We start from the raw sequence: 26,616 nt of genomic DNA, 5'->3' as shown, positions 1-26,616 counted from the left end.
AATCGATACTTTACCGCGGCATTCAAATCCCTGTAAAAAACCCCACCTACCATCCCGTCAGCTCGGGTAAACCAAAAACGCACCCGCTCATACCGATGCCTAGAGAATATAGCGGCTCAGGTCCTGATCCTGCACGATCCCGCTGAGCCGTTCGCGCACATCCCCGTCGGTAATGGTGACCCGTTCCCCGGACATCTCCGGCGCTCGGAAGCTAATATCCTCCAACAAAAGCTCAAGAATCGTATGCAGCCGGCGTGCGCCAATGTTCTCGGTTTTTGAATTTACCTGAGCGGCGATTTTACTGATTTCACGTAGGGCATCCTCGGTGAAAACCAGGGTTACCCCCTCGGTCTCCAGTAATGCCATGTACTGTTTGGTCAGGGCATTCTGAGGCTGGGTAAGAATGGAGTAAAAGTCCTCGGTAGTCAGGGCTTCCAGCTCTACCCGGATCGGGAAGCGACCCTGTAGTTCCGGAATCAAGTCGCTTGGTTTGCTGATATGGAATGCCCCGGCAGCAATAAATAGGATGTGTGAGGTATCAACTACTCCGTACTTGGTGTTAATCTTCGCGCCTTCGACGATGGGGAGGATATCCCGCTGCACCCCTTCCCTGCTTACGTCGGTGCCGCTCCGGCCTTCTTTAGCGGCTATTTTATCGATCTCATCGACAAAGACGATACCCATGGATTCTACCCGGGTGCGGGCGATCTCGGCGACCTGGTCTTGGTCTACGAGTTTTTCCATTTCCTCCTGGATCAGGAGCTCCCGGGCCTGCTTGACCAGGACGCGCTTCTTTTTCTTGCGGCCCCCGAATAGATTCGAGAGGTTTCCAAGGTTCAGATCAATTTCTTCCAGGTTGGCTCCGGAGAATATTTCAATATTTGGACCTCCGGAGCTCTTCGTTACGTCGATCTCTATTTCCTTTTCATCCAATTTCCCAGCCCGGAGGCGTTGTCGGAACTTCTCACGGGTTTCTTGCTTTGGATCTGAAGCGTTATCGGGTTCCTGGGAAGAGGCCTCACCATCCGTCCGCTGATCGGCGACTTGACCGGCAGAGCCGGTACCGGTACGGGGGCTTGATCCAGTGCCGGTGCTAAAGAGCTTGCCCAGGGCTGATCCCTGAGTCTTGGTGGAACTACCCGATCCTGGCAGGAGTATATCTAGGATTGCTTCCTCGGCCAGGGTTTCCGCCTTATCCCGCAGCTGTTCCTTCATCTCCTGCTTTACCATGTTTATGCCCACCATCATAAGGTCGCGGATCATGGATTCTACATCCCGGCCGACGTACCCGACCTCTGTGTATTTGGTTGCTTCGACCTTGATAAACGGTGCCCCGGTCAGCTTGGATAAGCGGCGGGCAATTTCGGTCTTCCCCACCCCGGTGGGCCCGATCATTATGATGTTTTTCGGCGCTACCTCATCACGGAGGTCTTCGGGAAGATTTTGTCGTCTGATCCGGTTACGAAGGGCTATTGCCACTGCCTTTTTCGCCTTTTCCTGACCGATAATATAGCGGTTTAGTTCTTCAACAATTTGTCTCGGGGTAAGGTCCTCAAGTTGTAATACCATTACGATAACTCCTCCACAATTATTGACTGATTCGTATAAATACAAATGTCTCCAGCGATCTTGAGGGATTTCTCTGCAATCTCTCGCGCCGAGAAGTTTGATCCCTCAAGGTATGCCCGGGCTGCGGCGTAGGCGAAGTTCCCTCCGGAGCCGATTGCAATGACCCCATGCTCTGGCTCGATCACATCCCCAGTGCCGGATATGAGTAGAATATTATCCGTACTCGCTACAAGCAGCATGGCTTCAAGGCGGCGGAGCATCCGATCGGTCCGCCACAACTTTGCAAGTTCAACCGCAGAACGGGTGATGTCTCCGCCGTATTCCTTTACCCGTTCTTCAAAGCGCTCGAAGAGGGTGAATGCATCAGCGGTAGCTCCGGCAAACCCAACTAATATGGAATCATCGTAAATCCGGCGAACCTTCTTTGCGTTCCCCTTCATAACTGCGTTTCCGAGGGTTACCTGACCGTCACCGGCCATTGCTACCTGGCCGTCTTTTTTAACGGCGATGATTGTAGTGCTGCGTATATTAGGTTTTTCCATGATCCTTCCTTTCTCTTCGTTGTCCGTGGGGATGGGCCTGATTATAGGTATCCCGTAGCCGGTTCAAGTTTAGGTGGGTATACACCTGGGTTGTACTGAGATTTTTATGCCCCAATAGCTCCTGAACTACCCGGATATCTGCTCCGTTGTTCAGGATATGGGTTGCAAAGCTATGGCGTATTCCGTGGGGACTCAAATGTTTTTGCACATTCATCCCCTGGAGACGCTTTTCTAAAAGATACTGAATTCCACGGACGCTGAGGGGATTTCCATGGTTGTTTACCCATAAATAATCATGATCCACCCTCATCCGGCGGAGGAACGCCCTGCGGTACACCAGATACTCCTCCAAGGCAGCTCTCGCTGGTTGACCGAGAAAAACAAATCGCTGTTTCTGTCCTTTGCCTAGGACCTTCATTCGGGAAGTACCCGAATTAAAACTACCCAGGGTCATAGCCGCTGTTTCCGAAACTCGGCACCCTGTAGAGTACATGATCTCCCAAAGGGCGTTGTCACGGCTTTGCATCCAGGGTGGTTGTGTTCCCCTGGATTCTGCGGCGGGATTCTCCGAAAGTAGGGTCTCCATCTCCTTGGGAAAAAGAAACTCCGGTAAGCGTTTTTTTGTACGTATACTCCGTATTAGGCCCACGGCTGCATCCAATCCGGCCTTGGCTCTTCCCCGAACTCGAACCCAATACCGTGAGTAGCTCCTAAGCGCAGAGAACCTTCTGTTTATTGTCCGCGGAGAAAGGCCCCGGTTTGTACAAAACGCGAGGTAGGCTCGAAGATCCCGGTGTCCGATGGTAAAATCGTTGAGTTCTTGGTCGGCAAACCATTGGGAGGCCGCATCTAAATCGCGTTTATAGGCATTGATGGTATGCTCACTCTGTTTGCGGATGTGTTTTGAATAATCCAGATAATCCTCTATCCCTACTAATCCCTGCTCTCTCATCCTTAATCCTAGATATTCCTTTCCATCACAGGAAGCTCGGCCAGAACCTGTCTGATATCCTCAAACCGACGAATCTTTGGTGCTCCGCCTTGAATTAACTCAGCGGCCCCCCGCCCAGCCTCGCCTCCAGTACATGCAATTCCATGCACCACCACTTCCCGTCCTTCCTCCAGGGCAAACCGGGCAGTATGCAAGGCACCTGAGGAAATCGGGGCTTCAACTACACAGGTAAGCCGCGTTAGTCCTGCTATAATGCGATTTCGCTCTACAAACTGCCATTTTGCTACTGCATCCTCCAGCCCGTATTCACTGATAATACCGCCTCCGAGCTCTATCATCCGCTTTGCCAGGGGCCGGTGAGCCACGGGTGTAACGGTTTGAATTCCTGAGCCGAGCACAGCCCAGGTTTTTCCCCGGGAGTCGATACACCCAACCTGGCCGGCAGAATCAATGCCATAGGCTAAGCCGGAAACTACGCCGTATCCTGCCTTGCCGGCATCATGCCCAATCTCATAGGCAGCCTGCCTGCCTGCGCTGCTGGGCTTTCTCGTTCCCACTAAGGAGAACACCCCTCTGTCCTCCCGGGGAAGACTTCCCTTATAATACAGAATAATCGGAGGGGCGTAGGTCGCAAAAAGTTGTGGAGGGTATTCGTGCTGATCAAGACAAACCCACCGCACCGAAAAACGCCGGCACTGCTCTAGGATACGCCTGCCCGACTCCTCAATTTCCCTTCCTGTAGAGGGCAATCTGCCCTTCTTTGACGGAAGGGCCAGAATCCCTCTATGCCACCACATATCAGGCCCTTGATCATCTACGCAGCCCAATACAATGTATAATTTCTCCGCTCTCGTTAAACCCCGGATCTGGTTGAGTCCAGCGATAAAGTAATCGTTCATTATTCATATATACCGTCCAAAATCGCGCGCTGATTCTTGCGGGCTTCGTCTTTTTGTGGATTCGGAATATCCATGGCCGCTATTTCGCCGTAAAGATCGGCGGCTTCTTGCAGCCGGCCTAAACTGGCGAGAATACGTGCCTTGACGAAAAACGCACGGTGATTTCCGGGTTGAATCTCAATGGTACGATTTATCAGCCCTAATGCCTCCTCATGTTCCTCCAACTGAAAATGCTTCAGAACCGCCGCTGAAAAGAGAGCCTCACCATAGTACGGGTTGATCTCAATGGCCCTGGTAAAGTAGCGATCACTTTTTACATAATACGGCTGAGCCTGCTCTGGGGAGGGTGCGCTGTCGGCCCAGGCCGCTGCATTGGTACCAGCCATGTACAGTAATATCTCGTTGGCTGATTCAACCTCTATTGCTTTTTCCAAATTCTCCAGGGCCAGCTTATGCATACCCAGGCGTTGGTATTCCATCCCCAAGAGTTTATAGGCTGTGGCAAGCCCCCCGGCTGCCTGAATTCGCTCCTCCAAAATCCCCATAAACCCCTGGATAATCCCCTCTAATTCACGAATTCGATCCTCAGAATTTTTCTCCCGAGCATAACTGGGGGGTGATTCCAGTTGATTTAGATCTCTGGCTAATCGGGTGACCGGTCGTTGACAGCCTATAAATACCATGGAGACAAGGATTATTAGAATTACAAATATGCTGACCTTCTGCGTATTTGCAATGCTTGTACCCTCACGGATCATGGATTCCTCCTAATAGCCGCTGGATACCGCACCGTTATCCACTCCGAGGATTGCTGCCGTACTGGATGCACCGATCCTATCAGTCCCGAGACTCAGACACTGAAGGGCAAATTCTCGCGTCCGCACCCCACCGCTCGCTTTCACTCCCCGTAGTTCCCCCGCAGTTATCCTCATTATTTTAAGGGCCTCCAGGGTAGCTCCACCCGATGCAAACCCGGTGGATGTTTTGATAAAATGAGCGCCGGCGAAACAGGAAATGGCGCTACCCTTGAGAATCTCAAGATCTGACAACTCACTCGTTTCCAGGATTACCTTGACCAAGACACCGGTACCCAACCGGGTCCCTACTTCCTCAGCTGTTTGAACCACCGCTGAAATATGGTCAAAGACCCCTAGATAATCACCATCCTTCAGGTACCCCAGGGGAATAACCATATCGATTTCTTTTGCTCCGTGCTGGATGGCAGTCCGGGTATCCTGGACGGTTCCGGCAGTGTTTTCATACCCAAACGGAAATCCTACCACAGTACACACCAACACGGATGAACCTCCCAATGCTTCTGCAGCCTGGGCCACCCGATTCGAGGGCACACAGACACTCCAAACATCCCAGGTTCTTGCATCAGTGTAGAGTTTTTGAAAATCCTCCCTGGTGGCACCCTGCTTCAAGAGGGTGTGATCTATGGCCTTAGCGAGACTATCCTTGGGATTGCGTCGTACCGACGGAATATCGGGATACACCGCTTCGGTAATCCTGCCATTTTTGATCAATAAATCTGCTATGGTATCCCACTCTGCCTTTTGTTCCGGGCTGTACTCGTTTAAAAACGGTGTCTGCTTTGCCATAGATTCTCCTTCCATAATCACCCCCTGGGGTGATGATCCTTATGATATACCTGTAACTCATCGCGGTCGATGTGCGTATAGATCTGTGTAGTACTAATATCCGCATGACCCAATAACTCCTGTACCGCCCGAAGATCCGCCCCCCCCTCCAGGAGATGGGTTGCAAAACTATGGCGTAGGGTATGCACCTTGGCTTGCACTCCCGCCCGCTCGGTAAACTCTTTAAATCGCTTCCACATTCCCTTCCGGCTTAATCCCCGGCCGTGATGGTTAAGAAACACGAAGGGATTCAAGGCTCCGGAGCGCAATAAGGCTGGACGACCATCGGTCAGATACTGCTCTAGCCAATAGCGAGCCTCTTCACCCAGGGGCACCAACCGCTCCTTATCCCCTTTGCCAGTAACCCGGACAACCTGTTCATCCAGAAAAACCCTCTCCATAGTCAGGTCAACCGCCTCGGATATCCTGAGTCCGCAAGAATAGATTAATTCAAACAGGGCTCTATCCCGCAGACCGTTGGGGGTGGTGGTATCAATCTGTTCCAGGATGAGTTCGATTTCCTCAACACGGAGGACTCCAGGCAGCCTCTGGGGCATTCGAGGCAGCTCTAGGTTGTTTGCAGGATTTTCGTGGACGATTCCTTCCAGCATACAGTATTGGAATAAGCTCCGAAGACTGCTAACGACCTTTGCTATTGTCCTACTATCCAGAGACCGAGTTTCACCCCGGACAGAAATGTACTGCTGAATAGTTTGTACCTGTACATCCTTCAGCTCACACTGGGTTTCATGAAGAAATCTAAAAAAATCACTTACCTCCCGCATATAGGTTCTAACCGTACGGCGGGCTAGTTGAAGCTCTGCTAGGAGATAGGCTTCGAATTGTAATAGGATACGCCGATCCGAGCTTATTGCTACCATACTAGTTCCAGCCGTCAGTTTTGATCATTACGTTTCTGCTTCATTCGAAGATATGCAGGTACACCCAGATCATCGCTTGAAAACCGCGTAACCACCGGATCCCGCTTCACCCCTGAGTGACGAGGAGCAGCAGGCGTTTCACCGGAATCCCCGGGGGCCGGCTTATTTTTTCCAGTCATTTTATTCCAGGTGTCCAGACTGATGTATTCAGATTGTTTGGCGGTCTCCTCAGTCCCGGCGTTTTTATACAGTCCCGCCGGCCCGGCATTCCTTCCGAATCCTGGAGCAAACCCGGTGGCAATCACGGTTACGATAAGTTCATCATCCATTCCCTCATCGACCCCGGTTCCTGCAATAACCAAGGCATCCTCATCGGAGTTTGCGGTGATAATCTGGAGAATTTCTTCATACTCCGAGAGGGAAAAGTCAGTTCCCCCGGTGACATTCACTAAAATACCCTTAGCACCCTCAATATTAGCATCCTCCAGGAGAGGATTGTTGATGGCGTTTGTCGCGGCATCCACAGCCCGGTTCTCACCTGTTCCGCGGCCGATCCCCATTAAGGCATCCCCTTGGCCCTTCATAATTGTCCGAACATCGGCAAAATCAATATTAATCTCACCGGGCTTGGTGATGAGATCCGATATACCCTGTACCCCCTGGCGGAGCACATCATCGGCGACCAAAAAGGCCTGTTTTATCGGGGTGTTCTTTTCTACAATTTTTAAGAGATGCTGGTTGGGAATGGTAATGAGGGTGTCCACATGCTCCCGGAGCCGGGAGATTCCCTGCTCTGCTAGGTTTGACTTTTTTCTTCCCTCAAAACTAAATGGTTTGGTGACTACCGCTACGGTTAAAATCCCCAACTCCTGGGCTATCTTGGCGATTATCGGTGCAGCACCGGTCCCGGTTCCCCCGCCCATACCTGCGGTAATGAACACCATATCCGCACCGTGCAGGAGCTTCTCGATGGTCTGGGTATCCTCTATGGCAGCCTTCTCTCCAACCTCCGGATTACCGCCGGCCCCTAACCCGCCGGTAACCTGGGTACCCAGGGGCAGCCGGGTAGGAGCCATACTTGCCTGGAGGGCCTGCAGATCAGTGTTAACCGCTATAAATTCGACATCCGCCAATTTGGATGCGATCATTCGGTTTACTGCATTACTTCCGCCGCCCCCGACACCAACCACCTTAATTACCGTTGGGCTTGATGTTGTATCTTCAAATCCATTTCCATCTTCGACAATCTCGAATTTCATAACCCCTCCCTTTTTTGCTACCATGCTTCTCGGGGAATACGAGGTTCTGCAGTTCTCGTACTCCGTGCATAGATATTATTCTAGTATCATTCTATGAAGTTTTTAAACCATTTTTTCAGGGACTCAAACCGTGTTCCCTTTTTCCGGGACGTCTCGAACCCACGGCTTTCATCCACACCCTCAGAAATCATTTTTTTTGCCCGGTGTAGAATCAACCCTACAGCAGAGGCAAGATCTGGACGCTGAAATTCCGGGGTTAGTCCTCCGATACCGTGGGGCAATCCAATTCGTACGGGCACGGAAAAAATATCTCCGGCTAGTTCTGCTGCCCCTTGGAGCAGGGCTCCTCCGCCGGTTAAGACTATACCTCCTCCAAGGTTTTGCCATCGGGTGAAATGCGCCTCATGTTCCACCTTATCCCTGACCATAGAAAAAATCTCTGTCATCCGGGGCTGAATATACTCACACAGCGTAAGCCGGTCCGCTGCAATGGGGGGTCTTCCTCCAACCCCAGGGATTATTATCTCGGAATCATCCCCTTCAAGCATGGGGGCGTAGCAGCAACCGCTGGTCAATTTGATTTCTTCCATGGTATCCATTGGAGTTTGAAGCATGATTGAAAGATCGGAAGTCACCTCTGCCCCACCCACAGGCACTACATTGGTGTACAGCGGAGCACCGTTTTTATAGAGGATTACATCCGTGGTTCCTCCGCCAATATCGATGAGCATCGTCCCCAATTCCATCTCATCCCGGGATAGCACAGCCTGGCTTGCAACCAATACATCCAAGGCGATCTCATCGACCTTGAAGCCGGCACGATTTACACATTTTAGAAGATTCTGGGCCGCGGTAACACTCCCTGTAATCAGATGGGCCTCAGCTTCCAACCGGACTCCAATCATATCAATGGGATCCTTAACACCCCGTTGGTCATCCACAATAAATTCCTGGGGGATCACGTGGATGAGTTCCCGGTCCATGGGCAGGACGACAGCTTTGGCCGCATCCATAACTCTCTCCACATCTATCATACCGATTTCTCGATCCTTGCTGGTTACGGCCACGACTCCCCGGGAATTCAATCCCTCGATATGTGCTCCAGAGATACCCGTAATGACGTGGGATACCTCCCTACCTGCCATATTCTCAGCCCGTTCAATGGCGGCAGACACGGACCGCAGGGTTGCTTCAATATTGATCACAACACCCTTCCGTAATCCATTGGAGGGAGCAACTCCTACCCCTAGGATATCGATACCCCCGGTTTCGGGTATCTCGGCAATCACCGCACAGATCTTCGAGGTACCAATATCAAGTCCTACAAGAATGTCATCGTTGCTCATGACTGTCCCCCTATCCGGGTGTATACCATATCGTCAGTCCGGAAATCAATCTCACCCACGGGTTCGGGATAACCGGGATCATCTACCATCTGAATCATACGAAGAACGTACACAGCACGCTCCCGGGGAAAACGATCACCGACAAGCACACGAATCTGGGTGTGTGAGGGATAGATCAATACCTGGTAGCCACCGGGTGCAATGTTTTGAAACTCGAACTCGGAAAACATTCGAAAGAGAGCCGGATCTTCCAAACGAAGTTTCTCCAAATCAGCAATAAAGGGCAGATACCGCGGATCCAATCCCTGAGGCCCCTTCCCCGATTTACCAATCTGGAATCCCGTTAGAATGGGCAGTTCGGCCTGTTCCGCCTGTTCTATTGGGAAAATAACCCCAGAAGTATCAATTCCCTGGATGGCACCCTGGTGGAATACCATACCTAAGGGACGACGGACCTCTATCTCGATAGACAGGGTATCCGGGAACCGTTTCTCTACTCTGGCGTTTAATACCCGGGGCAAGGCCTCTACCCGGTTGACGATCTCCGAGGTATTAATATCGGTAATGAGCATTCCGGAGCGAATCTCGGTAGCAGCCATCACCTCGTCCTGGGTTACTCCATACAACCCCGTTATTTCCACCCGGGAGACTTGAATTCGAGGAGCAATAACGGTCATGTACAAGAGAACCCCGGCCAGCGCCACAGAGACTACAATCATTAATGCAGAAACCCAGCGGATAATATTCCGTTTTTTCAGAGCCCCATCATTACGCGATCGTAATGAACGATCCTTCATGGACGCAGAATCGCTGGTGGTTTCTCCTGATCCTGAAACAAGGTACAAACCCGCACCAAAGTCCTGTTGAAAATCGGAGACTAACCGTTGGGGGTATGAATCAGCCATTTTCAGCCTCCAATGTAGAATCTCCTTGACGCGAGAAGGCTCCTAATAACCCCACAATGATCAGGGTCGAGAGCAGAGATGAGCCTCCGGAGGAAAAGAAGGGCAATGGAATGCCCGTAGCAGGGATTAATCCGACCACTACCGCAAAGTTGGTGAGACTTTGAAAGAGGATTAGACTGGTTAAACCGAAGGCTGCAAAGCCCGTGAACGATACCCCCCGGGACATGGCAATTCTATACCCAGCCACGGCAAACACTGCGAAGAGCACCACCACTCCAAGTACACCAATGAAGCCGGCCTCCTCCCCTACTACTGCGAATACAAAATCTGAATACGCCTCAGGAAGATTCCCAAGTTTTCGGACGCCTTGTCCGATTCCACGGCCCCAAAATCCACCACTCGCTAACGCTTGTTGGGATGATAATACCTGAAACCCGGCCCCAGTGGGGTCGCGGTGGGGAGCAATGAAGGTTATTATCCGCTGTACCCGGTATTCCTCGGTCAGTAAAGCTAGCAACCCTAGGGGAAGGGTAATGGTCACCAGGGCTGTAAAGTACATCATACGCACCCCGGCAATGAAGAACATCAGCATTGCCATTACCGCCATAAATATGGCCGAAGAAAAATCATTTTGAATCACCACTAAAAATACAAACCCGGCAGCGGCTAAAAACGGAGGCAGCAAGGTATTTCCTAGATCGTTGAGCTGGTCCTGCTTTTTGGACAGGATAAACGCCAGATACAGTACCATGGTAATCTTTACAAATTCTGAAGGTTGTATACTAGTAAATCCAAGGTTCAGCCAGCGGGTAGCCCCCATGAGGGTAAGCCCAATACCGGGTACAAAAACCAATAACAGGCTGAGATAAGACCCTACCAGTAAAAACGGAACACTTTTTCTAATAAAGTCCACCGGAATTCTGCTTATCCCATACGCCAGACCTAAACCTACCCCGGCGAAGACAACTTGATTCTTAAAAAATCGGAAGGGATCTTGAAATAGAATCATTCCACGATAAAAGGACGAAGACAGCAGCATGGCAAGGCCGGTACCCAAAATGGCAACCGTTGAAATAACCAAGAGCAGGTTGTGGGGTTTTTTATCTAATTTTTCCAAACGGAACCGTTGACCCATACTGTGCTGTTTCTCCTATCGAATTTTCAAGGTTGATAAACTCAGAATGGCGAATAGTCCTCCGAGAATCCAAAACCGTAGCACAACCTTGTTCTCTGCCCAGCCTTTTAGTTCAAAATGATGGTGTAAGGGCGCCATTAAAAAGACCCTCTTTTTCCGTATCTTGAAGCTCACAACCTGGATGATCACTGAGAGAACCTCAATAACAAAAACGCCCCCAACAATCACCAGGAGGAGCTCCTTTTTAATCATGAGACTTATGGCCCCCACAACGCCGCCAAGCATGAGCGAACCAGTGTCACCCATGAATACCTCTGCGGGATTAGAATTGAACCATAAAAACCCGACACAGGCCCCAACCAGCGCAAAACTGAGAATGGAAATCTCACCAGCACCCCGCAGATAGGGAATCTGGAGGTACTCAGAAAAATCAACACGACCGGTCAGGTAGGCCAGGGCAGCAAAGGTAAGACCCACCATAATGGTTAACCCCGTAGCAAGCCCATCCAAGCCATCCGTCAGATTTACCGCATTCGAAGTAGCCACCAAGATAAAAATCCCGAAAGGAATAAAGAAGACCCCGAGGTCAAGCACCGCTCCCTTTACCATGGGAATAAAAAGCTTTGTAGTGTATTCCACCGGAGAATGGTAGAGCATCACCATGATGACGGTACTCACCACCAGAAGCCCCAGCATCTTCACCCGGGAAGGAAGCCCCTGCTTGTTATTAAGAAATACCTTAATGTAATCATCCGCAAAACCCACCGCGCCGAAGCCGAGTATAGCCACCAAGGAAATCCAGGTGTACAGATTGCTTATATCCATCCAGAGGAAAACGGAAAATGCCGTGGAGAACACCAGCAGTAACCCACCCATGGTCGGCGTCCCGGTTTTTTTCTGGTGGGACTGGGGTCCATCGCTGCGGATCCCCTCACCGATCTTCCAACGCTCCAACATCCGTATAACCCGCGGACCGAGAAGCAGGGTCAACAATAGGCTGGTAACGGCGGCATATGCAGCGCGGAAGGTGATATATTGAAACACATTAAAGGGAGTAAAATACTCTACCAAGGGGTAGAGTAGCACCTTAAACATTACCGACCTCCAAGGAATTTGTAATTACCTCTGCCAGATGCTCCAGGGCCATGGACCGGGAAGCCTTCAGCAATACCAGATCACCGGCATTCACAGTATCCTGTACCAAGCGAACCAATTCGTCCCGATCCTCCGTCCACAGAACCTGCCTCAACAAACCTCTCTGTTGCTGAAGCATTTCATAGGTAACCCGGATTTCAGGACCGTATAAAATGATGCTGGACACCCCGCTCTCCAGGACCTGATGAGCCAGATCGCGGTGTGCTTCCCGGGAAAACCGGCCAAGCTCCTTCATATCTCCGAGAACTGCAACCTTCTGCCCTTTTGTCCAAAGGGATTTAAACGATTCCAGACTCGCCCGCATGGAATCCGGATTCGCATTGTAGCAATCCACAAGGATCGTTGCCGGCCCCCGTACAACCTGATTCCTGCCGAACACGGGTCTATACTGTTCAAGCCCTTCCACAATATGATCATCAGGGATTCCCATAACCTGTGCTAGGGTAATGACACCCAGGGCATTGTATAGATTATGAATACCCGGTACGGACAGATGAATATCTCTAGATTTCCACCGTATAATCTGACCGTCCACACCTTGATCAACATAGCCCTGATATCCTGGGGTAGTACCGGGACCGAAGGTAAACACCTTCCCCCGGACCTTGTGTTTCAGGCGCTGGGTGTACTCATCATTCTCAGGCAGCACAGCGATGGTATCGGGTCCGCAATTCCGAAAAATCTCAAACTTCTCCTTGGCTATGCCCATTTGCGATCCGATATTCCCGATATGGGCGGTACCTATGGATGTGATGAGGGCAGCATCGGGAAAAACCAGATCGGATAAACGCTGCATCTCTCCCTTTTCGCTCATAGCCATCTCAAACACCCCGTATTCATGCTCATCCGTAATATCTGGAATAGCCAGGGGCAAACCGATGACTGAATTATAGTTTCCAGGGGTCATGAAGGTTGGCGCATGCTGAGCCAGAACGGAGGCTAAAAGCTCCTTAGCAGTCGTCTTACCGTTGCTACCGGTAATTCCAATCCGGAACAGCTTTTTTTGATTAAGGAGATGTCTCGCCAGAGTATGCAATCCACCCAAAACATCACGAACCAAATACACTACCATGGGGAACTGCTCCAGCAAGGAACGAATCACATTGGTATTATTTCTGTAAAAGTCTCGGCTCACCAGGGCGGCTCGGCACCCTGCCGTCGCTGCCGCCTCAAGGTACGCATGTCCATCCGTCCGGGATCCAACCAGGGGTATGAAGAGATCTCCGGGATGGATACTTCGGGAGTCTATGCTAAACCCGGTAATTCCAATCTTCTCGCTGTGGGGGTCTTCTCCCGTAATTGCCCATCGTCTTGAGGAACAGAGAAAGCCTCCCAAATGGGCGGTTAATTCAGGAAAGGTGAACAGAACGGCAGCACCGCTGGGCTTCTCAGTCATTCTCAGCCTCCCCTGTAGAGGTAGTACTCCCGGTATCAGATCCAACCCAGAAATGCACAGTATTATCCTGATCCGGCCGATCCCAGCCTAGCTCTTCCAGGGCATAATCCCTTACCCGCTGGGGTGATAGAAGCACCGACTCCTCGGTCAATCTGCGTTTATTCCGTTCTACCAGCCTATTCTGGATGAATTCCGCCCGTGAGATTTTTTGATCCAGGGCAAAATGATTTACGCTTAAAAAAACATGGAACAAAAATCCTGCAGGTATCAGCAATGCAGCCACCCAGGCAGAAACCTTCTTCATTGATCCATCCTTGTATCCCTCAGTTTTTGGATAACCCGAAATTTTGCACTCCGAGATGGCGGGTTATTCCGGCATTCCAGCTCTGTAGCCACAAGGGGCTTTTTGGTGAGAATCGAGCCCAATGCCCTACCCCCACAGTTACAGATCGGCTGTTCTGGAGGACAACTACAGTTTCGGCTGTACTCACGAAAGGCTTTTTTCACAATCCTATCCTCCAACGAATGGAAACTGATAACACCCAACCTTCCCCCGGGCTTTAAAACCCGAAATGAGGCCTGAACAGCCCTCTCCACCCGATCCAACTCATGGTTTACCATGATGCGCAGGGCTTGAAAACAGCGGGTAGCCGGGTGTATGCGCCCATGTCGGTACTGATTAGGTACCGCATGCCAGATCGCATCTGCCAACTGTTTTGCAGTAAGGAAGGGCGAGTTCTTTCGCTCCGCTACAATCCTTGCCGCGATCCTTCGAGAGTAGCGTTCCTCACCGTAACGGAAGAATATATCAGCAATCTCTCCCTCGGATCTGCGATTGACCACATCTCCAGCTGACTCCCCTTCCGTATTGTCTAAGCGCATGTCCAGGGGCTCATCACTCGAAAAGGAGAACCCCCGGCCGCTCTGGGCATAATGAAACACAGAGATGCCAAGATCAAACAGAATCCGGTCGGGGCGTTCACCCATGGGATTTAGGTTAAAATACTCATCATACCAGCCGAGGAAGTACTGCATCCGGTCTTCGAATGACGCCAACCGGATTCGAGCCTTTTGCTGAATATCCGGATCGCGATCGATGCCGATTACACGAAGTTGAGGAAAATCTGAAAGGAAACGTTCTGAATGCCCGCCTTCGCCAAGGGTACAATCCACCAGTAAGGAATCGGCATTCGGTTCAGGCTTTAGATAATCCACCACTTCTTCAACCATAACCGGCTTATGCACAATATCCATTCTTCTTCCTTACGTGTATTGACTTTTAGAAGGAGACGAGCCCTCCCAGTTCTTCAGCCGCTTCCTGGAATTCCTCCTCCGTCTCTGCATAGTATCTCTGGTATTCATCCAGATCCCATATTTCGAGGTATTTTTCAATACCAAGAATCACACAATCCTTCTGGAGACCTGCAGCCTCCTGAAGTGTACCGGGGATGTTCACCCGCCCAAGTTTATCCAAATCCATCTCTTGAGCCGGTGCAATAATCCGGCGCTGCAGAAGCCGCGCTTTTTTCTGAAACGGGCTTGCAGCCTCCATCAAACTGGAAGAAAGGGCTCTCCAATCTTCCATGGGAAAAAGCCAAAGGCAGCGGTCAACTCCCCTGGTTAACACCAGACTGTCTCCCGGGATAGCCGACCGAAGGCGGGATGGGATTATTAATCTTCCTTTGTCATCCAGGCTTACCCGGTACTCCCCTGTTAACATCCTATCTCACCACTTTTTCCCTTTTTTTTCCACCTTTTCCCACTGAACCAATACTAAAGCATCCCTAAATTCTGTCAACCTTGTAGACAGAATAAATACACTTTTTTGAGGCCTTCAGAAATTTTCACTCAACATAGTTTTAGCGGTCGTAAAAAAAACCGCCCAGCTACTTGCTGGAGCGGTTTGAAACAATACAACATCATCTTTTTGGTATGGACAATCCTGTCCCGGATTCAGCCCTCTACCGGATAGCGTAGGGATGCCCGTGGTTTCTCTGTTTCTTAAGCCTACGAGAAGCAAACACCCGGTAGTCAAGGGAGGGGAAAATATTATGCTTCTTCTCTACCCGGGTGAGCCACTCGGTGCCTAGATTCCCTTGCCCCAGGGCATCGTAAATCCGATAAAAGTTTGCGATATGCTCCTTCACCCGGTTAACAGCATAGCGTTCCGCCGTACCAGAGCGCATGATCACTGGCCAATCCAGGCTCTGAGCCATCATTATTTCACGGGCGGCCTGATTCAACGCCCTCTCCTTAAGACCGGAAGCATCGGGGAACCGTTCGATCACTTCCTGAAGGCGTTCTATAGCAGTGTGTATATGCCGATAGATCCAATCGTTACTTCCTTCCAGCCAGACCTCAGCGTAGCCCTTGTTTCCCCAGGAGGAAAAAATGGGTTGAACCGTCTGTAATTCCTGATCTTGGTTTCCCAGAAATTTGGTTGGAAGGATAAACTCCAACTCATGGGTTTGATGGACAGTTCTTAAGACCTTTTCAAGCCACTGCGGCCCCTCAAACCACCAGTGCCCGAAAAGCTCAGCAGAAAACGGACAGGTAATGACTGGAGTGGAGTTCATGAGGGGACTAACCTTATTGATGTGCTGGGTATGATGGTAGATGAAATTCTCCGCGTGCTCCCGCACCTTTTTCTGGGCCCGCTCAGGACGATAGATTCGTTTCTGGGGGGTGTTCCCGGTTACAGCAAAATACTTGTACCCGGTGTTTACCCGGATTTTTTCCAGGTGCAAATAGGGCTTAATGTAATCAAAATCAAGATCGTGTCCGATGTCCCGATAAAAATCACGGTATACCGGATCACCCGGATACCCCTGCTCTGATGACCAGACTAGATTAGCGCTGGATATATCACGACCAAATACGGCAAGTCCATTGGGGGTCTGGACGGGAGCGTACACCCCGGATACCGGGATGTCGGGAGAAAAGAGCAGACCATGAGCACTGGTATAAAAATGCTCAATCTCATAGTCCTTCAAAATTTCCTCCAGCCCGGGATAGTAGCCGCACTCCGGCAACCACATACCCTTAGGAACCTTGCCAAAGGCGCGATGGTGGGTATCAATAGCAGCCTCAACGTGTGCCGCGACATTGGATGGGTACTGCTCATAAAAAGGCAGAAACGGGTAGGTACCCGGAGCCGTAAGCAGCTCGATACTACCCTTCTTAAAGTAGAACTCAAAACCACGGAGGATATGCATCTCAAATTTCTGGGTAAAATCCTCCAGATTGCGACTATAAAAATCCAAGTACATTTCCGCCAGGGGAGCAAAATCAGGATCCCCCTTGGTTCTAACAACCTCGCTCTCTCCCAAACGAATGAGTTTTTCCACATAGGTGACGTATCGTTGTTGGAGCAGTGGATCTTCCAGCATGCTAACCAGGGTCGGCGAAAAAGAAATTGAAATATTTATTGGAATCCCATCAGCATCCAACCGGTCAAACATCCGTAGCAGGGGAAGATAGGTCTCAGAGATAGCTTCGAATAACCAGGTTTCTTCCAGGAAGGTTTCATACTCGGGATGACGAATAAATGGCAGGTGGGCATGGAGAACAAAATTTAAATATCCCTTGGGTTGCTGCATGACGTATTGTTCCTTTTTAATCGTTCACATTGATATGACGGAGAATACGCTGTGGTATTCCCTCATAGGTAGATACTCCGAGGTTCTCCAGCCCTGAAAGGGCAAGCAACGCCTCTGTTTCAAACGATTCAATTATATCGAGCTGTCTCGATATACTTCCCGACGGCACTGTAAAAACCCCGCTTTTTGCCAATACCTCGTTCTTATTAGAGAAAACGGCCACCAAGGAAACCCGATAGTGCGTACCCCTTCGGGGAATATTGATGTACCATTTTGAATCATTCAACTGGATTGGAATCTCAACAATGATGGCTTCACGTTCCTCAGATTCACCGCCCTGTACCTCTTCCATGAGAAGCTTCACCTCTTGAAAACTCGGCTCCTCCATCATGACGTTTCGATCATGAAGCGAGATATCCCAGTAGGCAAACACCCAGGCGGGATCGCGGAGCATACAAACAATCCGGGTTACATTGTACTGTTCCGGAAACTCAAAACTTCCGAAATCAATAGGCCGGTCGGTTCCGAAAATATCCTCAATGGTGGAATATCGTTTGTCCTGGTACTGAACCGGTAGGGTACTGTTTTGCTCCCTCTCTATCCGGGTATCTTCCAGTTCTTCGAAAATAAGTTCTTCGACTTGCAGCCTAAGTTCATCCGAGTCAAGAATCAGTAGTTCATCATCAATATCCAGGTCTAATAGCTCAACAAGTTTTCGCAAGTCATCCGCAGACAACTTCCGTATAGTATCCTTTGTCATGAGGTAATCCTAGAAAGAAAGCCGCAACTGTGTCAAGCCAGCTCCAGCCAGACCGAAAGTCCGGCAATACTATCTCTTTTGAGCTAGATAGATCATGACGTCGCCGAATCCAAATACTTTAGCCCCACGATCAAGGATCTTCTTCTTCAGTCCCGAAGCGGTACCAACCGGCGCCCCTCCCCAGGTTTTCCACCGGACAACCCGAAATCCATGGCGTTTCAGCAGTGCGCCGAGGTGCCGGCGTGAAAATAGATGGACATGATCCGCGATGGCACTCCGCCAATTCTTGCCCCTCCACCGAGCCTGAAGGCTGCTACGGTTTGGCGTAGTAACGATAAGATACCCCTGGGATTTGACGATCCGTGCCTGCTCGGCGATATACTCGCCGGGCTCAGGTACATGCTCTATCACATGACTGGAATGAACCACATCGAAATACTGATCAGGAAAAGCCTGGGTTTCCAAGGTCCCTATATGAATCGTAACACCTCGGTGGGTTTTTCCGTATTCTGCAGCCGGGGTACACACCTCAACCCCCTGGGCATCCCAGCCCCTATCCTTAAAATGCCGAACCAGCATTCCTGTTGCACATCCGATATCTAAAAACCGAGGGGTACCACTGCTCCGGGTTTTTATGTCTGCTTCAATGCGAGAGAACCGCACATCCTTCAATCCCAGCTTCATCAGAGCAAAAAAACGCTCATCGTTGTCAACCTCATAGCTTAGGTATTCCCCGTCATACCTCTCTATGAGATCTCCCGCTGCCGGTCTCGGATTCTGATACACATGGCCACATCCCTCACATGAAGAGAATACAAACTCTCCACAATCCCAGAGCTCCCGTACCAAACGGCTTGAGCAAATAGGGCAGTCCACCACCTCCATGTTCTCCATGGTTCCAGGCTGCTTTGAAAACGTCTTCACTCTATCCTCCCTTAATCCATCAGCATAGAATGTTATCGCCCAATCAACGGATAGGAAATTGAGTAACTGATCCCGGAATAATCTGTCACCGCAAGAGAAACTGTTGATACCCCCCGGGGAATTTCAATACGCGTACTATACCGAAACAGCATAGAATCACCCTGAGAATTCAACACCTCCAAGGCCCCTGAAAACCCCGGAATACCCGTGGTAATGCTCTCGTCCCCGCTTTCCATGAGATAGTCATACTCTGATGCGCTGATAACCTCACCATCAAGGGATACTGAAACAGATTGAATACCGGAACGTCCACCCCGCAGTACCGCCTGAAAAACCCCGGACCCGAAGGGCACTTGAGCAGTCCGCCATCCGATAAGTCGCTGTGATTCATCCTGGCCACGATCAGATACCAAGATCGCTCGTTCGATACCGAGACCATGGCTATCCATATACAGGGGCTGAACAGCCTGGGGATTAAGAACCCGCCGTTTCTCCGTGTCAAAAAAAAGAATAGAAAGAGAGGCCTCTTCGGTGACAGGCGATGTGATTCCTAATTTTTGCCCAGCCTGCACTTCCATGCTAAAGGGTGGTAGGTCGATTCCTCCCCCATCGGTCCGGTACTCGGTGACGAACCCCCCGGGCTGAAGGATGGAAACCCAATCTCCCTTCTCGGGAAGCATACCTGCCCGAGTTTTTCCGTATAACGCACGATCAGATCGAAAAAGAACCAGCCCATGCTCCAGAATACTGAAATTGTTGGTTTGAAGGATCAGCTTCGGAGGAGAAAAACCATTGTTTGTGTCACCGGGGTACCACGGTTCTATTGCCGATCGATAACGCTCCTGCCAGTCCCAGGAAAACACTGAAAATCCAAGAAGCACCATCAACACCATGCAGCACATACGCCTAGCCATCAGCACCTCCCTTCCAAAAAAAGGAGGTATAGCCGATTAACCCCTCACCTGCCCATAGATAGCCCTGGGGTGTCATAATAACATCATGGAGATAGGATCCATCGACCATGAACATCCCTTCACCATGATCTGTAACCACCTCAAGGAGCGATCCATCCTGGGTTGTTACCTGGAAGGCCATGCCTATCCCGGGGAATTCGCCCAAGGCAAGCAATAGTTCGCCCTGATGGGATATGCGTCGTACGCTGGTGGTGTCGGTTCCGAGATTATCCAGGACAAGTATTTCTCCACGACGTTCTATGGCTAGGACTTCATCCATAGGGATAATGAGTCCGGCTCCAGGAATGGCATCCCCGGGCAGGGGAATACTTTGCTCTTCTCCGGAGTCTATATCTAGCAGGATCAGGGCCTGATCTTCTTGACCGGCATAGATGAGAATTTGACCATCGTCATACCATGCCAAACCCCGGATAGGGGCGGGATACCTAAATCGTCCAGTTACCCTAATGGAGAACCCATCAGGAGCTGCTCCTGGTGGCGTATCGGAAATGGGTTCACTTCGCCGACCGCCTCCAGGATCGGTATCTGCCGGCCCATCTCCTGAACGTTGGAGCAACCATACCGCTCCGTCCATGAACCCTATGGCCAGCATGGAATCCTTGGGTGAAAGCGCTGTTAATCTCGCTGCCCAGGAGAGTTTTCCACTGACGGAAGAGAAACTTGAATCAGCCACAGAGAGCCCCAGATAATCCTCTTGGAGAAACAGGTTCCAGGACCCGGTAATAAACGGAATACCCCCATTGGCCACAGTATGGACTGTACCGGTATCTCTAGAAAAAACCAAATATTCCGAGTCATCAATTCCGGAAAGCACAACGGTGTCACCGGACCCGGCCAGGACGGTGGATCGGGGGAACCAGTGAATGTCTGAGCCGCTGATATCAAGGATTCCGGAACCTAGCTGACCACGCAGAAAATACCTGGCTTCACCACCACCCTGCCCTGGTAATCGGCCGAACAATTGAGACTCTTCGGAAATCCACTGGTGGGTGTAATAGAGCTCCTTCCCAGCCTTCTGGGGAATGAGAAAAAAAACAGCAATCAAGCTAAGAATCAAGCAGATGAACACTATCCGCGCAAACAGCTTTCCCATAAACCCAGATACTACATGAGAATACTACGAATAGCAAAGGAAAAGTCACTTCGCGTTACACCGTACCTGATGGTTGCCAAAGACTAAGAAAGGGTTCTTCCTTCCTATTGTAGTTATACAGAGATGGATTACCCGGGTTTCTGAGAACCGCTGTTTTGCAGCCTCTTCTCATCATCCTCCATCTTGGCTTTCCAGACATCGGCCTTTTTTCGAATTTGTTCGGCTTGATCATTCTCACCAAGCATCATATGAAGACGTCGCAACGCAGCCAGAAACGCAATAGCCGTTTTAAAATCATCAATTCTTGTAGTAGAAAGCTCGTATTTCTCCCGATAACGATCCGCCGCAATCATCAGCCACCTCTTCGCCAGATTTAAGAGTTTTAACCGTTCCCGATACCCATCAACCCGGGGATCCAAACCAGCGACTACCGATTTCAGATTGATAATATTCTTAGAAACCGCTGCAAACCGACCTTCCAGCTCAACAAACGACCATTTCCATTTTGAGTTGTCCCCAAACCCACGTTCTACCCCCTGAATGGTCAACCCAATTTTACGAACCAAATCATACCGTTCGGGATCGGTAAACCCCTCGATAGCCTCATGGGCCTGCTCATAATCTGAGAAGGGGGCATCAATTCGGCCCGTCACAACATTCTCCAGATGGATTATTGCCTCGTAACAGCTTTTCCGGGCATCGTTTAAAAACGGCTCACTTTTCATACCAAGGAGGGCAATACTGATACGGTTTAACAACAGGTATAAAGATGCAAGATTCGCCCGCTCCTCGGCAAGAGCAATGAGCTTGTATTCTCGGCCCTGCTGATCACGCTCCACCACCTGAAGGATATTTTTTTCCCGAGAGAGTATCTGTTCAATCTCTTGCTTATACCCTCTAACCTTTTCAGCATAGGTATTTTTTGCCTCGGTACTTATCTTTCCCATATCCCCCCCTAAAATTTCTGGTGATACTGCTGTAAAAGCCTTCTAGCATGATCCAACGATATATCCCGCTCTGCAAACCCCGAAAGCATTCGGGCAATTTCCTGTACCCGTTCATCCCCGGTAATCCGATTTGCCTCCGTATAGGTTCGGTCGTTATGTTCTACTTTTTGGATCATGATATGATTATCGGCTCGAACAGCGATACTTGCAAGATGTGTAATAGAGAGCAGTTGCCGAAATCGTCCAATTTTAGAAAAGTATTCGCCAATTGCCACTGCAACCTCACCCCCGATACCGGTATCAATTTCATCAAAAATAAGTGTCCCGATATTATCTGTCTGAGATAAAACTGACTTAATTGCCAACATAACCCGGGAGATCTCTCCGCCGGAAGCGATGGACCGTATAGGCTTTAGGGGCTCCCCGGGGTTCGAAGATAAGAGAAACTCAACCTCGTCAGCCCCGTATAGGCCGCATAAGGGAGTACCCCGCTCCGATTTTCGTTGTGAAACCTGCACAGCAAACCGGATCTTCCCCATTTTTAATTCTGAGAGAATTCCCGACACTTCTTTTTCCATGTCGACCGCAGATGTCTTTCGTTTTTTTGTAAGCTCGGAGGCAAGACTGAGAACATCCTTTTCCATAGTCTTGATTTGATCCAATAGGGCTTCCCGGTTTTCATCAAAGTTTTCCAGTTGGGCGAGATTATCTTCAGCCTGCTGGCGATACGCAAGAATATCACTCAACTCTGGGCCGTACTTCTTCTTTAACCGATACAAGACATCAAGCCTCTCCTCCACCCATTCTAACCGGGCGGGATCAAAGAGAATACCATCCTTATAATGCCCTATCGCCTGTCCTACATCTTCAAGCTCATAATAAAGCTCTGCAACCCGTTTCGATAGTTCTTGCTGATCCGTATCCATGCCTACAATCCGCTGTAGGTTTTGCTTGACCCGATACAATATCCCTAAAATGCCGATCTCAGATTCGTGCAAAGCCTCATAGGATTGCTCGGTCAGACTACGCAGTTCTTCAGCTGACCCGAGGCGTTGCCGCTCTTTCTCCAGCTCCTCGTCCTCCTGGGGCTGAAGTGAGGCAGCATCAATCTCTTCAATAGCGTAGGCTAAGAGCTCCTTCTCGCGCTCCCGCTCCTGGGCATCATCAACCATGGCATCGTAGCGCTTTTTAGCACTACTTAATTGGCTAAACTTTATAGCGAAGCTTCGTACCTCGTGATCATGTCCGCCAAAATTATCCAGATACCTGCGATGAAATGCGGTGTCAAAGAGACTCTGATGCTCATGCTGTCCATGCATATCAAATAGAAGGGAGCTAAATTCCGTGAGATCCTTAACCGGTGTAGGAATATTCTGGATGTAGGCCATACTCTTGCCAGACCGGCGTAAGAGCCGTCGAATAATCACGGTCTTGGAGTCATCAAAGGGTATTCCATGATTTTCTAACCATTCAAGGATACTCGGATCATCTGATACACCGAATGTTCCCGATACTACAGCCTCTTCTGCTCCGGTCCTAATCTGATCAACCGTTCCCCTGCTTCCCGATAATAATCCGAGGGCACCAGCTAAGATAGATTTTCCGGCACCCGTTTCACCGGTGAAGCACGTGAATCCCTCTTGGAGAGTCAGGTGAACCTCCTCAATGAGAGCAAAATTCTTGACATACAATTCTTCAAGCATCAGGCCCTCCCGACCAATTCAGCTTCGATCGCAACACCTCATAAAAGTTTCGTTTCCCTGAAAAAAGTATTTTAACTCGTTTCTCATTCCTGGTAATTCTTACCCGGTCCCCAATCTGGAGGGCACAATCAAGCTGCCCATCCAAGGTCAGGATGACATCCGTCCGCTGTCCCTCTTCCACAAGAACCGTAACCACCTCATTCCCGGGCAATACAAGGGGTCGGTGACTCAGTGTAAACGGACAGATAGGATTCAAGATCATTGCATCCAATTCTGGAGTCAGGATCGGTCCCCCAGCGGCAGCACTGTACGCTGTCGACCCGGTAGGTGTTGCCACTATAATCCCATCGGCCCGATACTGCCCTAATTGGGTCTGGGTGAGCGCTACGCCGAGATTCAGGATTTTCGAAATGCCTGCTCCAGAAATTACCACGTCATTTAGGGCTTTTGCTTCAAATACGACCTGTTTTTTTCGGACAACCTCTATGGACAGCATATTCCGGTACCCAAGGGTCAACCGTCCTTGTAAAAAGGAATCAAGATCCTCGTGCCAATCATCTTTTCCGACCTCGGTTATAAAACCGAAATTCCCAAGATTTATTGGAAGAATAGGTACCTGCTCATCCACTAATGACCGTGCTGCAAATAATACCGTGCCGTCGCCACCCAGGGTAATAGCTAAATCAATACATTCATAATGGGGAATTTTTGACGGCCCTTTGAAACCGAAGAGCCGGACAGATATACCACGACTCTCAAGAAAGGATTGGATTTCCTGAGCTATAGTCTCAGCCTCTGCTTTTTGCAAATTTGCTATTATCAGTACATTTTTACAGGTTTCAGAATTGAGCATTGTCCTAACTATATCCCTCAGTTTCGACGCTGTAAAGTGAGCTTCCTATACCCCAGTACCCACGGCGTACAATACCCTAGACCAACCGGATATGTCAGGGCAACGTAACCAGTACCTTCTGGATAATTTCAAATTCCTTACCCGTTAAGGCTGGATATAAGGGAAACAACAGGGTTGAAAGCTGCAAGGCCGATGCCCCAGGGAATTTTCTCGGCAAGGCTTCCTTTTCTTCTTCGGAAAGAACTTCCTTCTCAGCCAGAAACTGATATATGGAATGAAGATACGCAGGTTGGGTCTCAACGCCCTTTTTCCTGGCATACTGAATAGGCTCATTCATACCACCCCTAACTACCACCGGAAACCCATAAGGTACATACAATGATTCTCCGGGCTGGTGCAGGGTAGAATGGTGGCTTCGCATACTGGCACGAATGTAGGTCTCAAAAAGCTCCCGTCGTTTCTCAATAAAGCCTTTCAACTCCTTAACCTGTGTTCGGCCAAGGGCGGCGCTCATATCAGACAAATAGAGTTCTTGGGGGAGATCAGACACAGCATCCGTCAACGCCTTAGTCTGCTTTTTGTCGCGGGATAGTACAACCATCCCACCGCCAGCAGTGATGACATCCTCGGGCTCCATCCCCACCATTATAAAATCACCAATACCCCCCACCGGTACATCATCAGTATACCTACCGCCAATTCCTTGGGAAATATCCTCAATTATGGGGATCGATAGATCCCGCAGAACCTCATAGGAGGGAACAAAGCCTAACGGGGTGTTCACTATTAGCGCACCAATACTCGGGTCTTGGGAAAGATCCTTCAGGACCTGTTCCTCCACCAGGCCGGATCCCTGGTCCACATCAAGGAAAACAGGTTCCAGGCCAGACTCACATATAGCCCTGTATAACGATACCGAGGATAATACGGAAAGAGCTACCTTCGGCCGATCTTCCAAGGAGAGAGCGTGAAACACAGCCTTGTACGCGGTGACAGGTTCTCGCAGCGCTGCACCACCATCTGCATCCAATAGCTCTAATAACGCGGTAATCAACTCTTCATTCTGTTGCCCGGGCCACAGTTGATCACTCACCATGCAGCTCAACACCGAATCCATGTCTTTTCGTTTTATGGAAGGCCTAAATACAGGTATGGACATTCACATTCTCTTTCTTTTTTTGGAAGGCTTTGTTTTTAGGGTGATTTCTATGCTATCGTCTCGAGGGCTTGCAACTCACGAACGTTAAACATTCTTCGAATATCCAGAATTATGAGATACGAATCATCACGATTCACAACCCCTTGGATATATTCCGCACCGATACCCGTCAACATTTGGGGAGGCGGCTGTATTTCATCTAGATCAATGGTTACCACCCGGGAAACCTTATCAATAATCACCGCCAATTGCATATCATCCAGGCTGATGATAATGAATCCACTCAATAATTCATCTTCTTCGGTCATCTCCAAGCGAGTCAGGTGAAAACGTTTATGAAGATTTATCACAGGGATGATCTCACCCCGGAGGTTAAATATCCCTTCAACATAGGATGGAGCATTCGGAATGTCACGGATCTCTTCAATCTTAACAATACCCTCCACGTCCATTATATCAATGCCGTAGCTTTCCTGGCCCAACTGGAAGGTCACAAGTTGTAATTGTCTTTCAGCCATTCGAATCCTCCGTAATAGTTACAGAATAGCCGTTTTACCCGAGATTTGCAACTCTCGATCACCCAGCCTCCAGCCCGGCTCCACGCCGAGGTAAGCAAGGCAAAGCACACTCCCCTCATGCGCTCTTCGCGCCTTCACTGCCTTCACGGTGTTCCTCGCCCTCAGGCTCCGGTACACCCCTTTCACGGTCGTCGCCAGGGACCCTTTTTCTTTTAAGGCCCATACGGGCCCAAAAAAGAAAAAGCCTTCTCCGCGTCAGCTGAGCTGCCGCTTCGATTCCGCCCCAGGCCGTTGCCTGGGGCTTGAGGTTCCCAGGCTTTTTTTTGTCCTGAGGGTTTCAGGACAAAAAAAGCCTGGCGACACTCCGCTCCGACGCGTTCGCGTCATCGCTCCCAACCGGGCGC

General features: G+C 50.0%; 26 protein-coding genes. All 26 read right to left on the bottom strand.

Features of this window, described 5'->3' with window-relative positions:
• Nucleotides 1-99: 99 nt before the first annotated feature.
• The gene (hslU, locus tag DC28_RS02255; RefSeq protein ID WP_037545322.1) at nt 100-1,569 is read right to left on the bottom strand and encodes an ATP-dependent protease ATPase subunit HslU; all 1,470 of its coding nucleotides are present in this window, start codon (nt 1,567-1,569) and stop codon (nt 100-102) included.
• Nucleotides 1,569-2,111: an ATP-dependent protease subunit HslV gene (hslV, locus tag DC28_RS02250; protein ID WP_037545319.1), complete on the bottom strand. Its 543-nt coding sequence runs from the start codon at nt 2,109-2,111 to the stop codon at nt 1,569-1,571. The genes hslU and hslV overlap by 1 nt, the downstream gene beginning before the upstream one ends.
• Nucleotides 2,098-3,063 carry a tyrosine-type recombinase/integrase gene (locus DC28_RS02245; protein WP_037545316.1) on the bottom strand — a complete coding sequence of 322 codons (966 nt, stop codon included), beginning with the start codon at nt 3,061-3,063 and terminating at the stop codon, nt 2,098-2,100. The genes hslV and DC28_RS02245 overlap by 14 nt, the downstream gene beginning before the upstream one ends.
• Nucleotides 3,064-3,071: 8 nt before the next feature.
• On the bottom strand, nt 3,072-3,962 hold the full coding sequence (gene dprA / locus DC28_RS15080; protein ID WP_052078346.1) for a DNA-processing protein DprA: 891 nt from the start codon (nt 3,960-3,962) through the stop codon (nt 3,072-3,074).
• Nucleotides 3,962-4,720, bottom strand: a complete 759-nt coding sequence (locus DC28_RS15075; RefSeq protein ID WP_052078345.1) for a tetratricopeptide repeat protein — start codon at nt 4,718-4,720, stop codon at nt 3,962-3,964. The genes dprA and DC28_RS15075 overlap by 1 nt, the downstream gene beginning before the upstream one ends.
• Nucleotides 4,721-4,729: 9 nt before the next feature.
• Nucleotides 4,730-5,566, bottom strand: coding sequence for a deoxyribose-phosphate aldolase (gene deoC, locus DC28_RS02230; protein WP_081941857.1), 837 nt, complete (start codon nt 5,564-5,566; stop codon nt 4,730-4,732).
• 17 nt (nt 5,567-5,583) lie between these two features.
• Nucleotides 5,584-6,486, bottom strand: a complete 903-nt coding sequence (gene xerD, locus DC28_RS02225) for a site-specific tyrosine recombinase XerD (protein WP_037545312.1) — start codon at nt 6,484-6,486, stop codon at nt 5,584-5,586.
• Between the two features lie 14 nt (nt 6,487-6,500).
• Nucleotides 6,501-7,745, bottom strand: coding sequence for a cell division protein FtsZ (ftsZ, locus tag DC28_RS02220; protein WP_037545309.1), 1,245 nt, complete (start codon nt 7,743-7,745; stop codon nt 6,501-6,503).
• A gap of 86 nt (nt 7,746-7,831) precedes the next feature.
• The gene (gene ftsA, locus DC28_RS02215) at nt 7,832-9,091 is read right to left on the bottom strand and encodes a cell division protein FtsA (RefSeq protein ID WP_037545306.1); all 1,260 of its coding nucleotides are present in this window, start codon (nt 9,089-9,091) and stop codon (nt 7,832-7,834) included.
• A complete protein-coding gene (locus DC28_RS02210) occupies nt 9,088-9,996 on the bottom strand; it encodes a cell division protein FtsQ/DivIB (RefSeq protein ID WP_037545305.1) in 909 nt (302 codons plus the stop codon). Before DC28_RS02210 ends, ftsA begins: the two co-directional genes overlap by 4 nt.
• Nucleotides 9,989-11,131, bottom strand: a complete 1,143-nt coding sequence (gene ftsW, locus DC28_RS02205; RefSeq protein ID WP_037545303.1) for a putative lipid II flippase FtsW — start codon at nt 11,129-11,131, stop codon at nt 9,989-9,991. Before ftsW ends, DC28_RS02210 begins: the two co-directional genes overlap by 8 nt.
• Nucleotides 11,132-11,146: 15 nt before the next feature.
• Complete coding sequence (gene mraY, locus DC28_RS02200) at nt 11,147-12,226, bottom strand: phospho-N-acetylmuramoyl-pentapeptide-transferase (protein WP_037545302.1); 1,080 nt, start codon at nt 12,224-12,226, stop codon at nt 11,147-11,149.
• Nucleotides 12,219-13,682 (bottom strand): UDP-N-acetylmuramoyl-tripeptide--D-alanyl-D-alanine ligase, encoded by a 1,464-nt coding sequence (locus tag DC28_RS02195; RefSeq protein ID WP_052078344.1) that lies wholly within the window; start codon nt 13,680-13,682, stop codon nt 12,219-12,221. The genes mraY and DC28_RS02195 overlap by 8 nt, the downstream gene beginning before the upstream one ends.
• Nucleotides 13,675-13,986: a hypothetical protein gene (locus DC28_RS02190; protein WP_037545300.1), complete on the bottom strand. Its 312-nt coding sequence runs from the start codon at nt 13,984-13,986 to the stop codon at nt 13,675-13,677. The genes DC28_RS02195 and DC28_RS02190 overlap by 8 nt, the downstream gene beginning before the upstream one ends.
• Nucleotides 13,983-14,936 carry a 16S rRNA (cytosine(1402)-N(4))-methyltransferase RsmH gene (rsmH, locus tag DC28_RS02185; protein WP_037545298.1) on the bottom strand — a complete coding sequence of 318 codons (954 nt, stop codon included), beginning with the start codon at nt 14,934-14,936 and terminating at the stop codon, nt 13,983-13,985. The genes DC28_RS02190 and rsmH overlap by 4 nt, the downstream gene beginning before the upstream one ends.
• 25 nt (nt 14,937-14,961) lie before the next feature.
• A complete protein-coding gene (gene mraZ / locus DC28_RS02180) occupies nt 14,962-15,402 on the bottom strand; it encodes a division/cell wall cluster transcriptional repressor MraZ (protein WP_037545296.1) in 441 nt (146 codons plus the stop codon).
• Between the two features lie 241 nt (nt 15,403-15,643).
• Nucleotides 15,644-17,281, bottom strand: a complete 1,638-nt coding sequence (locus DC28_RS02175) for a glycoside hydrolase family 57 protein (protein WP_037545294.1) — start codon at nt 17,279-17,281, stop codon at nt 15,644-15,646.
• Between the two features lie 16 nt (nt 17,282-17,297).
• Nucleotides 17,298-18,041, bottom strand: coding sequence for a DUF4912 domain-containing protein (locus tag DC28_RS15070; RefSeq protein ID WP_052078343.1), 744 nt, complete (start codon nt 18,039-18,041; stop codon nt 17,298-17,300).
• Between the two features lie 69 nt (nt 18,042-18,110).
• A complete protein-coding gene (locus DC28_RS02165) occupies nt 18,111-18,965 on the bottom strand; it encodes a class I SAM-dependent methyltransferase (protein WP_037545292.1) in 855 nt (284 codons plus the stop codon).
• Between the two features lie 32 nt (nt 18,966-18,997).
• On the bottom strand, nt 18,998-19,879 hold the full coding sequence (locus tag DC28_RS02160; protein ID WP_156104539.1) for a hypothetical protein: 882 nt from the start codon (nt 19,877-19,879) through the stop codon (nt 18,998-19,000).
• Nucleotides 19,872-21,032 (bottom strand): hypothetical protein, encoded by a 1,161-nt coding sequence (locus DC28_RS02155; protein ID WP_037545288.1) that lies wholly within the window; start codon nt 21,030-21,032, stop codon nt 19,872-19,874. The genes DC28_RS02160 and DC28_RS02155 overlap by 8 nt, the downstream gene beginning before the upstream one ends.
• Nucleotides 21,033-21,160: 128 nt before the next feature.
• Entirely contained in the window at nt 21,161-21,979 is an 819-nt protein-coding gene (locus tag DC28_RS02150) for a hypothetical protein (protein WP_037545279.1), read from the bottom strand.
• Between the two features lie 8 nt (nt 21,980-21,987).
• Nucleotides 21,988-23,682, bottom strand: a complete 1,695-nt coding sequence (gene recN / locus DC28_RS02145) for a DNA repair protein RecN (RefSeq protein ID WP_037545276.1) — start codon at nt 23,680-23,682, stop codon at nt 21,988-21,990.
• Nucleotides 23,675-24,535: an NAD(+)/NADH kinase gene (locus DC28_RS02140; protein WP_037545273.1), complete on the bottom strand. Its 861-nt coding sequence runs from the start codon at nt 24,533-24,535 to the stop codon at nt 23,675-23,677. Before DC28_RS02140 ends, recN begins: the two co-directional genes overlap by 8 nt.
• A 94-nt stretch (nt 24,536-24,629) precedes the next feature.
• Nucleotides 24,630-25,694 carry a DegT/DnrJ/EryC1/StrS family aminotransferase gene (locus DC28_RS02135; protein WP_037545271.1) on the bottom strand — a complete coding sequence of 355 codons (1,065 nt, stop codon included), beginning with the start codon at nt 25,692-25,694 and terminating at the stop codon, nt 24,630-24,632.
• A 47-nt stretch (nt 25,695-25,741) separates the two neighbouring features.
• Complete coding sequence (locus DC28_RS02130; RefSeq protein WP_037545268.1) at nt 25,742-26,212, bottom strand: chemotaxis protein CheW; 471 nt, start codon at nt 26,210-26,212, stop codon at nt 25,742-25,744.
• Nucleotides 26,213-26,616 lie beyond the last annotated feature (404 nt).

It is taken from the genome of Spirochaeta lutea (genome assembly GCF_000758165.1).
In the GTDB taxonomy this organism is placed as follows: domain Bacteria; phylum Spirochaetota; class Spirochaetia; order DSM-27196; family Salinispiraceae; genus Spirochaeta_D; species Spirochaeta_D lutea.
This window is presented reverse-complemented; position numbering and strand designations above follow the sequence as displayed.

Coding starts and splice junctions, on each gene's coding strand:
- rsmH (WP_037545298.1), bottom strand. CDS start 14,936: ATGGATATTGTGCATAAGCCGGTTATGGTTGAAGAAGTGGTGGATTAT.
- mraZ (WP_037545296.1), bottom strand. CDS start 15,402: ATGTTAACAGGGGAGTACCGGGTAAGCCTGGATGACAAAGGAAGATTA.
- deoC (WP_081941857.1), bottom strand. CDS start 5,566: ATGGCAAAGCAGACACCGTTTTTAAACGAGTACAGCCCGGAACAAAAG.
- recN (WP_037545276.1), bottom strand. CDS start 23,682: ATGCTTGAAGAATTGTATGTCAAGAATTTTGCTCTCATTGAGGAGGTT.
- hslV (WP_037545319.1), bottom strand. CDS start 2,111: ATGGAAAAACCTAATATACGCAGCACTACAATCATCGCCGTTAAAAAA.
- DC28_RS15070 (WP_052078343.1), bottom strand. CDS start 18,041: ATGACAAAGGATACTATACGGAAGTTGTCTGCGGATGACTTGCGAAAA.
- DC28_RS02160 (WP_156104539.1), bottom strand. CDS start 19,879: ATGGCTAGGCGTATGTGCTGCATGGTGTTGATGGTGCTTCTTGGATTT.
- DC28_RS02135 (WP_037545271.1), bottom strand. CDS start 25,694: ATGTCCATACCTGTATTTAGGCCTTCCATAAAACGAAAAGACATGGAT.
- DC28_RS02155 (WP_037545288.1), bottom strand. CDS start 21,032: ATGGGAAAGCTGTTTGCGCGGATAGTGTTCATCTGCTTGATTCTTAGC.
- DC28_RS02210 (WP_037545305.1), bottom strand. CDS start 9,996: ATGGCTGATTCATACCCCCAACGGTTAGTCTCCGATTTTCAACAGGAC.
- mraY (WP_037545302.1), bottom strand. CDS start 12,226: ATGTTTAAGGTGCTACTCTACCCCTTGGTAGAGTATTTTACTCCCTTT.
- dprA (WP_052078346.1), bottom strand. CDS start 3,962: ATGAACGATTACTTTATCGCTGGACTCAACCAGATCCGGGGTTTAACG.
- hslU (WP_037545322.1), bottom strand. CDS start 1,569: ATGGTATTACAACTTGAGGACCTTACCCCGAGACAAATTGTTGAAGAA.
- DC28_RS02190 (WP_037545300.1), bottom strand. CDS start 13,986: ATGAAGAAGGTTTCTGCCTGGGTGGCTGCATTGCTGATACCTGCAGGA.
- DC28_RS02245 (WP_037545316.1), bottom strand. CDS start 3,063: ATGAGAGAGCAGGGATTAGTAGGGATAGAGGATTATCTGGATTATTCA.
- ftsW (WP_037545303.1), bottom strand. CDS start 11,131: ATGGGTCAACGGTTCCGTTTGGAAAAATTAGATAAAAAACCCCACAAC.
- DC28_RS02140 (WP_037545273.1), bottom strand. CDS start 24,535: ATGCTCAATTCTGAAACCTGTAAAAATGTACTGATAATAGCAAATTTG.
- DC28_RS02150 (WP_037545279.1), bottom strand. CDS start 21,979: ATGGGAAAGATAAGTACCGAGGCAAAAAATACCTATGCTGAAAAGGTT.
- xerD (WP_037545312.1), bottom strand. CDS start 6,486: ATGGTAGCAATAAGCTCGGATCGGCGTATCCTATTACAATTCGAAGCC.
- ftsZ (WP_037545309.1), bottom strand. CDS start 7,745: ATGAAATTCGAGATTGTCGAAGATGGAAATGGATTTGAAGATACAACA.
- DC28_RS02175 (WP_037545294.1), bottom strand. CDS start 17,281: ATGCAGCAACCCAAGGGATATTTAAATTTTGTTCTCCATGCCCACCTG.
- DC28_RS02195 (WP_052078344.1), bottom strand. CDS start 13,682: ATGACTGAGAAGCCCAGCGGTGCTGCCGTTCTGTTCACCTTTCCTGAA.
- DC28_RS15075 (WP_052078345.1), bottom strand. CDS start 4,720: ATGATCCGTGAGGGTACAAGCATTGCAAATACGCAGAAGGTCAGCATA.
- DC28_RS02130 (WP_037545268.1), bottom strand. CDS start 26,212: ATGGCTGAAAGACAATTACAACTTGTGACCTTCCAGTTGGGCCAGGAA.
- ftsA (WP_037545306.1), bottom strand. CDS start 9,091: ATGAGCAACGATGACATTCTTGTAGGACTTGATATTGGTACCTCGAAG.